Annotated in this window: 8 protein-coding genes; 1 reads left to right on the top strand and 7 read right to left on the bottom strand. The window is 39.8% G+C overall.

Annotated features, from left to right (window positions below; genetic code table 11):
• Positions 1-9: 9 nt before the first annotated feature.
• Positions 10-894, bottom strand: a complete 885-nt coding sequence (locus tag DUT68_RS10195) for a PorP/SprF family type IX secretion system membrane protein (protein WP_113638080.1) — start codon at positions 892-894, stop codon at positions 10-12.
• A gap of 49 nt (positions 895-943) precedes the next feature.
• Positions 944-3,613: a T9SS type B sorting domain-containing protein gene (locus DUT68_RS10200; protein WP_113638081.1), complete on the bottom strand. Its 2,670-nt coding sequence runs from the start codon at positions 3,611-3,613 to the stop codon at positions 944-946.
• A 231-nt stretch (positions 3,614-3,844) separates the two neighbouring features.
• Between DUT68_RS10200 and DUT68_RS18335 the strand changes: the two genes are divergently transcribed.
• Positions 3,845-4,735 (top strand): hypothetical protein, encoded by an 891-nt coding sequence (locus tag DUT68_RS18335; protein ID WP_157960832.1) that lies wholly within the window; start codon positions 3,845-3,847, stop codon positions 4,733-4,735.
• A gap of 215 nt (positions 4,736-4,950) precedes the next feature.
• Here DUT68_RS18335 and rpsJ read toward each other — a convergent pair whose 3' ends face one another.
• The 5 genes from rpsJ to DUT68_RS10230 form a co-directional block, all read right to left on the bottom strand.
• Complete coding sequence (rpsJ, locus tag DUT68_RS10210; RefSeq protein ID WP_084237698.1) at positions 4,951-5,256, bottom strand: 30S ribosomal protein S10; 306 nt, start codon at positions 5,254-5,256, stop codon at positions 4,951-4,953.
• A 140-nt stretch (positions 5,257-5,396) separates the two neighbouring features.
• Complete coding sequence (fusA, locus tag DUT68_RS10215; RefSeq protein ID WP_113638083.1) at positions 5,397-7,511, bottom strand: elongation factor G; 2,115 nt, start codon at positions 7,509-7,511, stop codon at positions 5,397-5,399.
• A gap of 57 nt (positions 7,512-7,568) precedes the next feature.
• On the bottom strand, positions 7,569-8,036 hold the full coding sequence (gene rpsG, locus DUT68_RS10220; RefSeq protein WP_113638084.1) for a 30S ribosomal protein S7: 468 nt from the start codon (positions 8,034-8,036) through the stop codon (positions 7,569-7,571).
• Positions 8,037-8,054: 18 nt separating this feature from the next.
• Positions 8,055-8,468: a 30S ribosomal protein S12 gene (rpsL, locus tag DUT68_RS10225; RefSeq protein ID WP_010599925.1), complete on the bottom strand. Its 414-nt coding sequence runs from the start codon at positions 8,466-8,468 to the stop codon at positions 8,055-8,057.
• 274 nt (positions 8,469-8,742) lie between these two features.
• Complete coding sequence (locus tag DUT68_RS10230; protein ID WP_113638085.1) at positions 8,743-16,374, bottom strand: PA14 domain-containing protein; 7,632 nt, start codon at positions 16,372-16,374, stop codon at positions 8,743-8,745.
• Positions 16,375-16,386: the final 12 nt, after the last annotated feature.

A 16,386-nucleotide genomic window follows, 5' to 3' on the forward strand; every position in this document is an offset into this window, starting at 1 on the left:
TCGAGTCGCTTATTTATATAAATTAATTTTTAGCCCTAATTCTACATTTCCATAGGTATATTTTTGCAGATTACTGTTAATTGGCAGCGAATATGAAGCTTGCAATTGATATTTACTCAAAATATTAAAGCCAACACCGAAAGAAAGGTTGTTGCTGGTGTGATAAAATGCAAGCAAATTAAATTTGTCTTCCAAAAATTGAGCATTCACTCCAAGATCCAAAACACTTTCGTACCCTTTTAAGCCTCTAAACATCGCCTTTGGCGTTAGCTTAATTGTACCATCCGTAACCTGATAGGCTGCGGCCGCATAAAATGTGGTGTAATTGTAACCATCGTTTACATTTTCTGTATAGATTAAACTGCGCAAATTAGGTGCAACCACGCTCAAGCTCAATTTATCGGTGGCATAATTAACACCTAAATCACCATCAAAAACATATCCTTGATCATTAAATTGCGAAGGAATCGGATCATCTAAATCTCCAATCACATCAGCCATATTAACTTTTAAGGAAGTTACGCCGGCAGACAAACCAAACCGTAAATTTCCATTTGCTGATGTCTTTAAATTATAAGCATAAGTAGCCGAAAACCTGTTGACATTTAAAACGCCATCCTTATCAGTATTTACAGTTAAGCCAAACCCACTTTTACCCATGCCGTAATCAAGGGTCAAGGTATTTGCAACAGTTTGCCCATTACTTCCTGTTAAGTTATTTTTATAGAAAGCGCCTAAATTTAAGCCCTCCTTCTTTCCTGCCATAGCAGGATTGTAAAGGTATTCGTTAAGGTAGTACATAGAAAGTGGCGGACTAACCTGTGCCACTAATTTTGATGACAGCAAAAAAAGTGCAGTAGTAAGGACGATATAAGTGATGTTATTTTTTTTCATTGTTGTTTGGTTAAACAAATTCTTTTTATTGCATTTATTTGCGGCCTATTTATCTCCCTTTAAGGATAGTAATTGTTCCTTTTACCGGTGGAAGTCCCGCTCCAATATTGATTTCGTAGTAATAAGTACCGGCATTTAAAGTTGCGCCATTAAAGCTTCCATCCCAATCATTTTGGTAATTGGCTTTTTTGAAAACCGTTTTACCAACTTTATCATACACAATCACCTCATTTTTAGGATACATCACCTGTAAATCGGTAACTATCCAGAAATCATTTTTACCATCGCCATTTGGCGTTAAAATATTATTCGCCACTATTTGACCGCTATAAAGCCTTAATACAGTGCTGGTTTTAGGACTTGGATTACTAGTTCCCAAGCTGTTGCTAGCCACTACATAAAACGTATGAGCGCCCGGACTTAACTCATCAGTAAAGTTGTAAACCCATTCTCCCTTATCGTTAGAAAATGCAGTTACACTATGCGCTTTATCATCAACATAAATGGTAATTACACTTAGTGGCTCAGCTAATCCACTCAATTTAGGTCTGAAGCTGGTTAATATGCCATTGCTCACATTTGCAATAATTGGCGCCTGTGGATCCTCCATCAAATTATTTAATGAAACTATAACCCTCAATACCTGCTCACCGCCAACATTGTTAAATACCTTAACCGTTAAAGTAAACGATCTTACCTTTTCGTAATCAAGCTCGGTACTTTTTGCAACTGTGATATTTCCAGTAGTTGGACTAATAGCAAATGTATCGTTGAAATTACCGCTGATGATTGTCCAGTTTGTAATCACCCCCGTAAGCGTAGTTACCGGTTTTGCCACAAAGGAACCATTGGCCAAATTTTCATCTATGGTAACTTGTAGCGGCGGTACCGGTGCAGCACCACCAAACTCGAAAGCACCCATATCTAAAATCAAGTTGTTGATACGAGCTTGGCCCGCCAAATCTAAATTAACACCTAACGGCAAGAAAGAACTTTGCCCGGCGTCAATTGCCGGACTGAAATCCTGCAGATATAAAAATTTCGAATTGCTTGGATCTACACTTTCAAATACCGGATCCTGTCCAACTAAATTTCCATCAACACCATTTGTCCCGTAAGCTTCGGTCAAAGTAGCTTTCACTACTAAATTTGCGGGAGTAGCAGTGTAAAAATCTACGGTTGGTAATTCGCCAGCTAAATTTTTATAAGAGATACTATTATATACCGTTGCCTGGCCACTTGAGGCCACATAGATGGCACCGCCTCTGGAAACGGCCTTGTTGCCATAGAAAGTGGCATTATGAATTACTGGAGCGGCATTGGTAGACACGTAAATTCCCGCACCGCCACCAGAATTGGTATTGCTTTCGTTGTTATAGAATAAGTTATTAATTAATACCGGGCTGGCTAAATTTCCGGTAACGCCAAATAAATAGATGGCTCCGCCGCTAGTAGCTGCTTTGTTGCCAATAAATTTCACGTTTCGCATTTGCGGACTGTTGGCATTTAGGTACAAGGCACCTGCGGTAGTGCTGGCTTCGTTAGCCGAAAAAGTTACTTCATTTATGGTAGATGTTAATGTGCTGGTACCTAAATAAACGCCGGCTGCCGAACTTGCCTTATTTGCCGTAAACGTTGAACCTGATAAATTTAACGTACCAGTAGTAAAGTAAATACCAGCTCCGCTACCTCCGGCAATGTTACTATTAAAAGTACAGTTGGTTACGGTAACAGTGGTACCCAAGGCATTGCTGATTGCTCCTCCATTAGTAAGGGCATTATTGTTGCTAAAGTTGCACTCGGTAAATGTTGCACTAGCCGATGCAGAGTTCATTAAAACTGCTCCTGCAGTGGTAGACAATGATTTGTTACCATCAAAAATACATTTGGTAAAAACCGGCGCTCCAGCAGTGGAAACCGCAATTGCCCCGCCTGAGTTAGCTTCATTTCCTATAAACTCCACTTCATTAAATATTGGAATAGATGGCGTAGCTGCAGCGCTAAATATGAAAATTGCGCCTCCACTTCCTCCGGTAGCTTTATTATTGATGAACTTTACTTTGGTGTAGGTTGGCGAGCCATAAAAGATATACGTTGCTCCTGCACTTTGATCGGTAGAAGCGTTAAGGTTATCTCTAATAATTAAATTTTCGTAAGCTGCGCTGCTGTAGTAATTGATAATACCTGGCGACCTGCTTGGAGGGATGGCGTTACCGTTTACTGTAACAGCATTACCAGTTCCAGTACCACTACTGTAGCCCTTAGTTATGGTAAATCCATCTAATTTAGCCGTACCTAAATCTCCAGAAGCAATAACTACGTGATAGGCATTATCGGTATCAATGGTTTCATCACCAATGTTTCCGCTTAAAATAGTAACGTTAGTAGTGAAATTTCTTTGAAAACGAGACGTTTCTGTACCTGCAAAACCACCATAAATTGCCACATCTTTTTTTAACACAAATGCATTATACCTGTCGGTAGCGGTAATGGTAGCGGTAGCATCCGCTCTCCTATTAGGCTTGTACGTACCTGCGGCTACCCAAATTTCATCTCCTGCAGCGGCCGCATTAATGGTTGCCTGTAAATCTCCAGAAGCTGATGCCCAGCTTGCGCCGCTTCCCGTAGCTCCTACTTTAACGTACCTAATTGTTTGTGCCTTAACGCTGGTTCCAATTAGCAAAGAAAAGAAAATGAGCAATACGTAAAGTTTTTTCATATCGTTTGTTAGTTTATCTTTTTAGGTTATTTTGAGCAAAGCGTTTTTTAGCTCAAAACTATAGGATAGACTGTTACCAATTGAAAGAGGACCACCACAAAGTGATTTTTTTAAAACTTTTAATAACCGACATCGCCAAAAGCAGATTGTTAAAATTATTTCGGTACTTATATGGCTTTGCCCCGTCTATATCAAAAGCTACATCTTAAAAAAATTTAAACAAGCATTGAAATGAAATTTATCAAGTTTACTTTAGCCTTAATGTTAGTTTCCGCTTTTGCTTTTGCGCAAAAATGGGAAGTAGGCAAAACTTACACCGACGACGAAAAATGGACCGAATTTGTAGTTGGCGATTTACCAATAGTGATTAGCGTACCGCATGGTGGCGCCATTAACTTACCTGATGTAGGAACTAGAGATTGCAAAGGTGCGGTAACCGTAACGGATACCAGGACCATTGAACTCGTTAAAGAAATCGAAAAAGCATTTTTAGCAAAATATAAAGCTAGGCCTTACATTATCATCTGTAATTTATCTAGAAAAAATATTGATCAAAACAGAGAAATGGAAGAAGGAACCTGTGGAAATAAGGCGATGGAAAAACCTTGGAACCAATTCCATAACTACATTGATACCGCTATTGCATTAGCTACTAAAAAATTCGGAAAAGCAATCTACATCGATTTACATGGACACGGACATACCAAGCAACGTTTTGAGTTAGGCTATACCATATCTGCAGATGAACTGAGAGATTTAGATGCAAAAAACACTAAAGTAGCAGCTAAATCATCAGTAGCGAATATTTTAGCAAGCGATAAAAGTTTAGATATTGAACAGCTGTTGATAGGTTCAAATGCTTTCGGAACTTTAATTGCCAACGAGGGATTTAGCGCCGTTCCATCTAAACAAGATAAGGCACCGTTAGAAGAGGATAAATATTTCAATGGCGGTTATAATACTCGTCGTTACACTTCCACTCAGTATCCTAATGTATTTGGATGGCAAATAGAAAGTAACTACAAAGGTGTACGCGATGCCGAAGGAAGACCTGCTTTTGCTAAGGCATTTGCAGAAGTAATGGGCGATTATTTTAAAACCTACCTGAAAATTAAACTTTAGGAGAAAAGTTTTCTGAAGGACTGAATGAGTGAATGACTGAATGACTGAATGACTGAATGATTGAATGATTGAATGAGTAAATGATTGAATGAGTAAATGATGAAATGACAAGGCATTTTCACTTTTGAATTTTAACTTTTGAATTTCGAATTTCGACTTAAACAAAAAACCCCGAAAACAAGTTTTCGGGGTTTTTTGTTGCTGTATTAAAATCATTAAACTTTGATTTCTACTTCAACACCACTAGGCAATTCTAGTTTCATTAAAGCGTCAACAGTTTTTGAGTTTGAGCTATAAATATCTAAAAGACGTTTATAAGCACACAATTGGAACTGCTCACGAGCTTTTTTGTTTACGTGTGGTGAACGCAATACAGTGAAAACTTTTTTCTCTGTTGGCAACGGAATAGGTCCGCTAACTACTGCGCCTGTAGGCTTTACAGTTTTTACGATTTTCTCAGCAGATTTGTCTACCAAGTTGTAATCGTAAGATTTTAATTTAATTCTGATTCTTTGGCTCATTTTGTTATTTAATTAAACCGATAGTTAGAGCTATTTATAACTAAAGGCGGGTTTATTTTAATAGTATTTAGATGTTAGTATTTAGATAATGTACAAGCTAAAAGCTGACCCTCTAAATACTAACTACTAATATCTAATCACTAGTCTTCAGATTTGATTCTACCTTTTGACTTAGCGATGATTTCATCTTGAACACCTCTAGGTGCTGCTTCATAGTGATCAAACTCCATTGTTGAAGTTGCACGACCTGAAGTGATTGTACGTAACTGAGTTACATAACCAAACATTTCTGAAAGTGGAACCAATGCTTTGATTACCTGAGCACCATTACGAGTATCCATACCTTGAAGTTGACCACGACGACGGTTCAAGTCACCCATTACGTCACCCATGTTTTCTTCAGGAGTTAATACTTCAACCTTCATGATAGGCTCCATTAATACTGGAGAACATTTAGGTAATGCAGTACGGAAAGCCATACGAGCAGCAAGTTCGAATGATAAAGCATCAGAGTCAACCGCGTGGAATGAACCATCAATTAAACGAACTTTGAAATCGTTGATTGGATAGCCTGCTAACACACCGTTAGACATTGCCGAAGCAAAACCTTTCTCTACTGAAGGGATGAATTCACGAGGAATAGCACCACCTACAATTTCGTTCACGAACTGCAAACCACCTTTATCGTAATCAGCGTCAATTGGAGAAATTACCACTTGAATATCAGCAAATTTACCACGACCACCTGATTGTTTTTTGTAAACCTCTCTGTGTTGAGTTGTACCAGTGATTGCCTCTTTGTAAGCTACTTGAGGAGCACCTTGGTTAACTTCCACTTTAAACTCACGTTTCAAACGGTCAATCAAGATATCTAAGTGAAGCTCACCCATACCTGAGATTACAGTTTGACCAGTTTCTTGATCAGTTTCTACTCTAAAGGTTGGATCTTCTTCAGCTAATTTACCTAAAGCAATACCTAATTTATCTACGTCAGCTTGAGTTTTTGGCTCAATTGCTAAACCAATTACTGGCTCAGGGAAAGTCATTGACTCTAAAACAATTGGGTGTTTCTCATCGCAAAGGGTATCACCAGTTTTGATATCTTTAAAACCAACTACCGCACCAATATCACCAGCCTCAATAAAAGGAATAGGATTTTGTTTGTTAGCGTGCATTTGGAAGATACGAGAGATACGCTCTTTGTTTCCTGAACGAGTGTTCAATACGTAAGAACCAGCATCCAATTTACCAGAGTAAGCACGGATAAAGCATAAACGGCCTACAAATGGGTCAGTAGCAATTTTGAAACCTAAAGCCGCAAATGGCTCATTAACATCTGGTTTACGAGAAATTTCAGCATCAGTACGTGGATCAGTACCTTTAACACCTTCAGAATCTAATGGTGATGGCAATAACTCCATTACTAAATCCAACATAGTTTGTACACCTTTGTTTTTGAAAGATGAACCACATACCATTGGAACAATTGAGTTATCTAATACTGCAGCACGTAAAGCGTTTAAGATTTCACGCTCAGTTAATGAGTTAGGATCATCAAAGAATTTCTCCATTAATGACTCGTCATAACCAGCAACTGCTTCTAATAATTTTTCACGGTACATTGCTACCTCTTCTACCATATCATCAGGAATTGGCACTTCAGTAAAGGTCATTCCTTTATCATGCTCGTTCCAAACAATACCACGGTTGTTGATTAAGTCAACTACACCTTTAAAAGCATCTTCAGATCCGATTGGCAATTGCAAAGCGACAGCATCAGAACCCAACATGTCTTTAACTTGTTTAACTACTTTCAAAAAGTCAGCACCTGAACGGTCCATTTTGTTAACGAAACCGATACGAGGCACACCGTAGTTATCTGCTAGTCTCCAGTTAGTTTCCGATTGAGGCTCAACACCATCAACTGCCGAAAACAAGAATACTAAACCATCTAGTACACGTAATGAACGGTTTACCTCTACGGTAAAATCCACGTGTCCAGGGGTATCGATAACGTTTACTTGGTATTTATCACCACGGTAGTTCCAGAAAACGGTAGTAGCAGCCGAAGTGATGGTTATACCACGCTCCGCCTCTTGTACCATCCAGTCCATGGTAGATGCACCTTCGTGTACCTCACCAATTTTGTGGTTTACACCAGCGTAATAAAGAATACGCTCAGTAGTAGTTGTTTTACCAGCATCGATGTGGGCAGCGATACCAATATTTCTTGTGTATTTTAAATCTCTTGACATCTTTTTTTTATTAGCTAATTAGCTAATCCGAGAATTAGCTAATTAGTTATTTTCTTTTTAGAATCTGAAGTGAGAGAACGCTTTGTTAGCCTCAGCCATTTTATGCGTATCTTCTTTTTTCTTAACTGCTGCACCTTCACCTTTAGCTGCTGCTACCATTTCGCCAGCTAATTTTTCTTTCATGGTTTTTTCACCACGCTTACGCGAGTAGTTGATTAACCATTTCATACCTAAAGCAGTTTTACGCTCTGGACGTACTTCAGTAGGTACCTGAAAGTTTGCACCACCCACACGACGAGATTTAACCTCTACAGCTGGGCTAATATTTGCTAATGCACGTTTGAAGATTTCTAATCCGTTTTCGCCTGATTTTTTCTCTGCCAATTCAACAGCATCATAAAAAATTGCGTAAGCGATAGATTTTTTACCATCAAACATCATGTTGTTTACAAATCTTGTAACCTGAACATCGTTGAATTTAGGATCAGGAAGAATAATTCTCTTCTTTGGTTTTGCTTTTCTCATTTCTAATGTCCTCCTAAATTATTTCTTTTTACCTTTTGCTGGTGCTGCAGCTGCCTGTCCTGGTTTAGGGCGCTTAGTACCATATTTACTACGACGTTGGTTACGACCAGCTACACCTGATGTATCTAATGCACCACGGATGATGTGGTAACGTACACCTGGTAAATCTTTAACACGACCACCACGGATTAACACGATTGAGTGCTCTTGTAAGTTGTGACCTTCACCTGGAATGTAGGCATTCACCTCTTTTCCATTGGTTAAACGTACACGGGCAACTTTACGCATTGCAGAGTTTGGTTTCTTAGGGGTAGTGGTATATACACGTGTACATACGCCTCTTCGCTGTGGACAGCTGTCCAACGCTGGAGATTTACTCTTAAACTCCAGTGCTACTCTACCTTTTCTAACTAATTGTTGAATGGTTGGCATTTCTTGCTTTTTGTTTCTATTATTTATTTAATTTCCTTGACGTTAGCAGTTTACAACTAGCCTACATTAAGGGACTGCAAAAGTAGAACAATTTCTTTTAACTATCAAGAGGTTACGTGAAAAATTTCACAAGTTAAAAATGGCTTAACCTAAAACGTGTTTTTATTTAAAATCCCCATATCAATTGCTGGCACCTTTACTAATGAAAAATACAAAGGCGAAATATGATTTTTGACTCTTTCAGCTGGATTGAGTTAGCTTAACGTTTTACTATCTATTTTTTAATATTGAGATTAGTAACAATACACCGAACCCCACAATTGGATAACCTAGTGGCAAAAGTGATGTACACCGTTTGATTTTTAGGAAAGTGATAATTAGCCTCGAAATCGTTAGTAATGGAATTGAAATCCATTTCTACTTCTACTTGCCCCGCATTAACTGAAAAATCTGGATTTTTGTTGACTAGCATTACTACCTTGTAAGGGTTACCGCTTGGCTCCGGTGTTGGTAACGCACCTAGTTTTGTGGCAGCTGAACTACTTGATGAAGGTATTGCTACCAGTACACCTACGGACATGTTCGTGTTAGTTACTTTCCACTGCCTGTTAATACGCCTATCCCAACAATTAGATCCACTGTATGCATAAGGTTTCTCTCTGTTGCCAGCTGTACCTCCGTTAACCCATGTTAATGCCCCATTATCATCGCCAAGTAGTAGAAAGCACCTGTCGCTATCAAAATTTAAGCTCAATTTACTATTCTCTGTATTGAATATACCATCAACACTTACTTTTAGCATGCTTCCTGTTAATTGACTTATTGACTGATTTTGGCTTAAGCAGCTTACATCATCCCTGCCTACACCGAAAATTCTATTGCCATAGGTACTTATGTTATACAAAGTTGCTTGAGCGGCATTAGTTCCATCATAGCTAGGGTGAAAATAATTATGAGACAAAGTTCCTCCATACTTAATAGCCAAAATGCTATTTACTATTTGCGTTTCTACGGTAGTTAAATCTCTATTGAATGAAACAGCCTCGGCAATGGTTGCATTATTAAAGGCGCTACTTCCTGCAGGGAATGTGCCCAAGCCCAAAGTATAGGTTGCCGCACTGGCTAAACTAGTAGCCACAGTTCCGGACGAAACCGAAGTGCCATTTTGTGAGCCGTTAAGTACTCCTGAACCTATGCCTATTTTATAGATGTTTGGAGAAGTTGAGTTACTGAAGGCACCAGCAGTACCAGCCATAAACCTTGGCTGACCATTGATTCCTACAATATTGGTGGTATTATTACTCAGCATAAATAAATTGGTGGCCGAAGTTGCCACGCCATACATTGTCCCCTCGTTAGGATTAACAACAGATGTTTCGCTTAAACTTGTCTTAGAAAACGCAGCATTGCTTGCCAAGGTAAGTACGCTGTTATAATTGAATACAGTAGATGACCCCGAAGCTACGGTTGCAGTACCATTTGCATTTCTGGTAAGTGTATGGTTTCCCATTTCATCAGCTAGCGTTCCAGAGGTAGCAGCTATTGTACCCGCAGCTTTATTATCCATCCGATACCACGTGGTAATCCCTTCGGTAATGCCCCCAGGAGCTAAACAAAGCTTATCAGTAGAAAATGTAAAGTAGTCTCCATCAACAAAATCATAGCTCACTTCCCAGTTGGCTCCATTTAAAGTCATTTCCACCTCGGTTACTCCCGTAGTGCTACTGAACTTCCCATTACTTGCACTATTTGCTACTAGCAGATAAACCGGCTTATCTAAATCTGGAGCTGGCAATTTTGTTGTTAAGGCCGATGTGTGGGCGGGCACCTGTAAAAAAACGTTGCCCAAAGTTCCTGTTTCAGCCACACGCCATACCCTATTAATGCGTACATGATCTGTAGCTACAGGTAAGTCTACCCCGCTCCACAGTAAATTTTTATTGTTGTCGCCAAATAACAGCCAAGTATTGTTTGTGGTAAATGCATTTGTGTTACTTGGGTTGTCTGCGAAAAGACTATTCCCATTACCGATAGTAATTAAGGCCCCATTTTCTACAGATTTTGATTGTAGCTGTTCCAACCCTTGGCAGTCGTCCCTTGCTATCCCCGTAATTCGATTCCAGAAATTAGCATAATTATAAACATCCGCATTAAGCACATTCTTATAAGCTGCAACGGAAGAATTTAAAGTTTTACCATACTTAACCGCTAAATACGATTGTATCTTTAATCGCTCAGCAGCAGTTAACGCTTTATTGTATAAGATAACTTCTGGTATATAGCCATTAATCCACTCAGTACTACTACCTCCGGCGCCCAGCTTATTCACAGTTCGAGAAATTGTTGTTGGAACGGCAAGGGTGCTCACTGTAGTGCCTGCGCCATTTACCGAAATTGTTCCTGCTATCGCTGTTGCACCGCTACTACCGGCAGCATAACTTACATCATATATGCTAAACCCATTTGCCGCAGCCAAGGGTGCTGTAGTAGTAGCCATTGACCCAATTATGGTAGATGAAGCATTCCTACTTTCCGACCCCACATTGTTAGTTGCCGTCTGCCTATTGAAAGCCCATAAGTTGGCGTTTGCGCTTGAAGCCAGGTGTAAAATCCTTCCGCCAGATGTTACGGTACCAAAATTGGTATTGAGCACTGCAAATGAAGTTAAACCCGCGGTAAAATCATTGAAACCTGTGGGCAAATTAAAAAACTGTGAAGTACCATTGAATCCCATCACCGGATTAAAATTTGCCGCAACAGCACTTGCTCCACTTCTAAATAGCGGACTACCCACGGAGGTGCCGTTCATCCCTAGCAAGCCTAAATCGTTCCAAGAAGTAACTGCAGTATTGTCAGTAGTGGTTGATGGACCATCGCTGGCTTCAAGCCAAAGATTTAAATTTGAAGTAATACCACCAGGTGCAGCATTAATAATTGCTACTGTAAAAAATGCTCCATCTGGTATAGTCACGTCATCAAACTGAACTACCCCATTTACAACACTGGTTGCGTTGTAGATGGTTGCGCTAGTCCAATTTGTTGCGCTGTTACTAACCATTAACTTAGGCTTATAATAAGTTTTACTAAACAGCATTACGCCTGTTTTACCCATTTGTATGGATACGGTACCTGGCGTACCAGTAACCTGTGCTTGCCATACCCTACCCAGGCGTGAATAACACCCGAAACTTGAGCTTGTAAAAACTGTGGGCATGTTGCTTTGCGACAAATTAGTTACCACTCCATTATCATGGCCAAATATGATAAACGACTTATTGGAAGCGAAGCTATTTAAATTAAGCGTATTGCTCGTTGCAATGCCTCCACGTCCCATGCTAACCATATCAGGCCCGTCAATACTTGTTGATTGAAGTTGCTCCAGCGCACCACAGTCATCTCGACCTATGCCAGTGATGTCATTTTTGAAACCCGACTTAGCGGTGGCGTTCCATATGACGGTTCCATCGGAGGCAACATAATTTGTAGCCGTAGTTTGATCTAAAGTAAGTCCCCACCTTATGGCCAAATACGAATTAACCTTCAACATTTCACTCGCTGATAAATCCCAGGGGTAGTGAATCAATTCATCAATATCGCCATTCCATCCCTGACTATCTGTTTGTGGATATCCATTACCAGCTTGGTATTGTATTGAAGGCGCCATTGTTGTGCTCCAGCTTGTAATCGTTGGATTACCTAATTGTTTATTATCTCCGAAACCAAAGGCGTTGTTAGTGGCAAATATGTTAGAATTGCGATACATTGTTGCAATGCTGTTTGTTCTGGCTGTGCTTGTCCAATAAGCAGTTGCAATACTGACATCAACCCCAAAGCCCCAATAATTTATGTCACCAGTTGAGGTAGAGTATAGCCCCTGTATGGTACCTGTACCAGAACTTCCCCATCCGTAAGCAACCTCTACACCACCTGTACTTGCAAAACTTAACACTGAGAAATTTGTTTTATTTTGCTTCCCGTAGGCAAATCCTGTTAAGTTGCTACTATTAGAAAATCTATCTTCATCAAAACGAACTTGTTCATTGAAATTTCGGAGAAGTGAATTTTTTCTATAAACTGCATCGCCGTTTGTAAGCGCTAAATTGTTTCCGTTAACTGATTGATCGTACCATATTGTATTAAGTGGTATTGAAGCTAAATCGTTGACACTAGAAAAAGAGCCATCATCTGCGGCGAACCAAGCTGAAGGGCCGGCAACACGCACAAAGAAATTGGCATCGGGAATAGCGGTAAATGTGGAGCCAGAGCCGCCATTCCACGACAAGTCAAACACCTGAGCACCGGTTAGTTCCCTACCTCTAATTATGATATCGTGGTAACCTGACGTGAGTGTAATAACCGAAGAAAGAAAATTAGTGGCTGTAGTAGTACGATCGATAATGGTAGTACCATCGATGATTAATGCAAATTGATCATCAATATTGGCCCTAAATTGATAGGTTGTTGATCCAGATGCTACAAACAATTTACCGGATAGTTCCAATCCAAATTGATCGGCAATTTTATTGAGTACGAAATCGTGAAAGTTGGTTGCATTATGGTAATAACCATTGCTTAATAAAGTTGGGCTATAGGCACTAAAACCCGAAGCAATGGAACCTGAAGCGGTACCCAGTGAATACAGTTTATACTCTAAGCCATTGACATACGTGCTGCCCGATATACTTGTACCAGTACTAGGATTTGTTACGCCACCTGGTGCAACTTCAGACCAAACAAGTGTCCAGGTAGCATTATGTGGCAGATCAACATTATTAAATACTACTTCGTTATTTTTACGCAAAGCAGTTAAGTAGTACACTTGAGTTCCTGTAGTCAGGTTATCGTCGCCATCTAAATCCACCACCAACTGTATATTGGCCATTCCCTTAGTTACTCTAAGCCCTGTGGTACTACTACCTACAATCACTTGAACAGGCGCTACATTAGCCGTATTAGCTACTTTATACGCTTGGTTCCAACGTTTTGGATTACAGTTTACAGCAGCATAGCTTGATGGAATACCCGAATTGCTGTTTTGGCTAAAAAACCCAGCATTTCCGCTTAGCGAAGCACCCATTAACAAAAATTGTTGATCATTCGTAAACGATACATTGTTAAGTTCGTTACCAAGCTCATTGATGGTGCCAAGACCAAATCTCACATTGGTTGACTTTGCATATTCATTTGACTTAGATTGCCTTTGGTCTAGGCCTGAACAATCATCTCTACCTATACCAAAAATGTAGTTTTTGTACGTGCTATTGGCTGTGGCGTTCCATATTGTTAAGTTTTTGCTAGAGGTATAGTTTTGCAACGTACTTTGGTTAATGGTTTGGCTGTATTTAATTGCCAAATAGGTGTTAACTTTATTACGCTCTGCTGGACTGAGCACTCTGTTGTATAAGAAAACCTCCGAAATCTGTCCAAGAAAAATATAATTTGGAACTGCTCCGATACTTGTACTTAGGCTTGTAAAATCAACGGTGTTAGTTGTTGAAGAAACTAACGAACGCCCATTTACATTGATACCCCAATTGTTAGTCGCGGCAAACACGTTGTGTAAATTCCAATCGAGGGCGCTATAATTAAAAGATGTTGTTCCTACACCCGCTTTTAGATCTAGTATAGCACCACTCGCAGGGTTATAGCCAAAACGATCATTGGTACCAAAAGATTCGTAAATACCGCCATCGCTCCAAGTATAATGCCCGGTACCTGAATTCCCAAAATACCTATACATGTGACCACGAGTTGTAGTGATGGAAGATGATTTTCCAAATGCAAATACTTCAGCACTTGTGAAGGTTCCGGTTGGAAAGGTACTGATAGAGAAATAATCATTACCATCAAATTCAACTACTGGATTATAGTTTAGTACATTTTTAATGAGCTCGGGGTCACTAGTTGCAGGCAAATTAACTCCTGCTCCTGATTGGTCGTCCCATGAAGTCATATTTCCCGCAGCAGTATTATCATTTGCCTTTACCCAATGTGTTAAACCCGTACTTACACCTCCTGGTGAGGTTTTTTTCCAAACAAATGAAAAAATTTCGCCATTGTTTAAAACAACTCCAGTAAATGTGGCAACGCCATTTGTCAAATTGCTTACGGCGTACTGCCTTATAGTTCCAGTCAAAAAGTTTCCATCGCCATCTGCATCAACCATCAAGGTTAAACCTGTCATACTTGAGGAAAACCTAAAACTTCCCACATCACTACTTCCTGCAATAAAATTAACAGTGCCGGGTGTTCCGGTAATTTGAACTTTCCACTCACGAGCAATCCTTAAGAAAGTACAGGACCCATCATCAATTACAGAGGGTATCTCAGTCGACTGACTTGCTAAAGCAGCATTATCGTCACCAAGCAATACATAGTCTCCATCATTTAAGCTTCCTGTATTGGCCGCATTTGTAGTTTGCAAGCTACCTTTACTTACCTTCAAAAACTCGCTACTTAAATTGCCTGCCGGGCGCATTCTACTTTGCGACTGTTTCTGATATAATGCTTCTGCATTGTCTCTTGCAATTCCAAAAATTCGGTTGTTGTAAGAAGCATTTGCTGTTCTATTCCAAACCACAGTACCGTTGGTAGATAGGTAATCACCAGCAGATAAAGTTGTACCATACTTTATTGCTAAGTAAGTATTTATCTTTTGAGATTGCACACTAGTTAACTTAAAAGGATAATAAATAAACTCCGGCAAATAAGCACCATTTACAAAAGAACCACACAATGCCCCGTATTGTAGACCATACTTATTGATGATGTTATTTGCGTAATCATACGTCTGGTCGGTGGTAAATGTACTATTAGCATTGGTTCTTACGCCACGCAAAACATTTCTAGTAGCACTTGCACCAGTTTCCAACTGATGAAAACCTTCTTCTATTTTTGGCTCATTGAGCACATATGGGTTTGCAGAATAAATAACACTACCAGCCCTGGCTATACCCAATGCACTGGTATTAGCATTTTTATAAAAACCAAGCACATTATTGGTGCTACAATCCCATCCATATCCCCAAACCCATGATGTGCCTGCAATGTTGGTGTAATAAGACGAAACATTATACGCATGAAAAGGCCCATTTTGATAAACTAAACCATTAGAACTATTTGTACCATTTTTTGAAAGATAATTGTCATTGCCATCAAATTGGGCTGCAGAGTTATAATTGATCAAAATTGGAACCCCACTTACCGAAGTCCAAGCCCGGCCTCCAAATAGTTCTGCATTATTTTGATTGATGGAATTAGGCGCTTGGTTAATGTATTTGCTAATGCCTACGTTAGTTCCACTAGCAGCTGTAGTTGAGTTATCTGCTTTGTACCAATGACTTAAAAAAGCATTTTCATACCTAACAAAGCGACCGTCGATCTCTGAATTTGCTGTTAATCCCGGACCGCTCCAAACAACTTTTAAGCTCTCCGCACCAGTTTTCTCAATGAATTTTATCCTAATAAGTACGTCGCCGGCATTTAACGCTTTAGAGGCCACTGCACTATTTCCCGTGGTAAGCCTCTCAACTACTTTCACAAAGGTGACTCCACCGTCAGTGCTAAGATATAACTCGGCAATGTCATCAACATTAATTAGTTGAAAGCTATAGGTCCCGGTTTGCGGCACTGAGAGAATTCCATTGTATTCCATCCCATAATTATCCGCTATCTGGGTCACAAATTCTCTTCCTATAACTGTACCCGTGTAACCCCATATGGTTGGCGTTGCATTAGTTGTGCCAGTACCAAATGACGATGTCAGTGTAAAACTGCCAGAAAACATATCGGCTTTATAACCATTAAAAGTTCCCGAGCTTACACCGCCTGGCGCAACTTGCGCTTTACCAATTAAAGCAATAAAGCTCAGCAACAGGACAATTAATAGGTAGGTATGGCGTTTCATCTTCCGGATGGT

The sequence above is a fragment of the Pedobacter zeaxanthinifaciens genome (genome assembly GCF_003313335.1).
GTDB classification, from domain to species: Bacteria; Bacteroidota; Bacteroidia; order Sphingobacteriales; family Sphingobacteriaceae; genus Pedobacter; species Pedobacter zeaxanthinifaciens.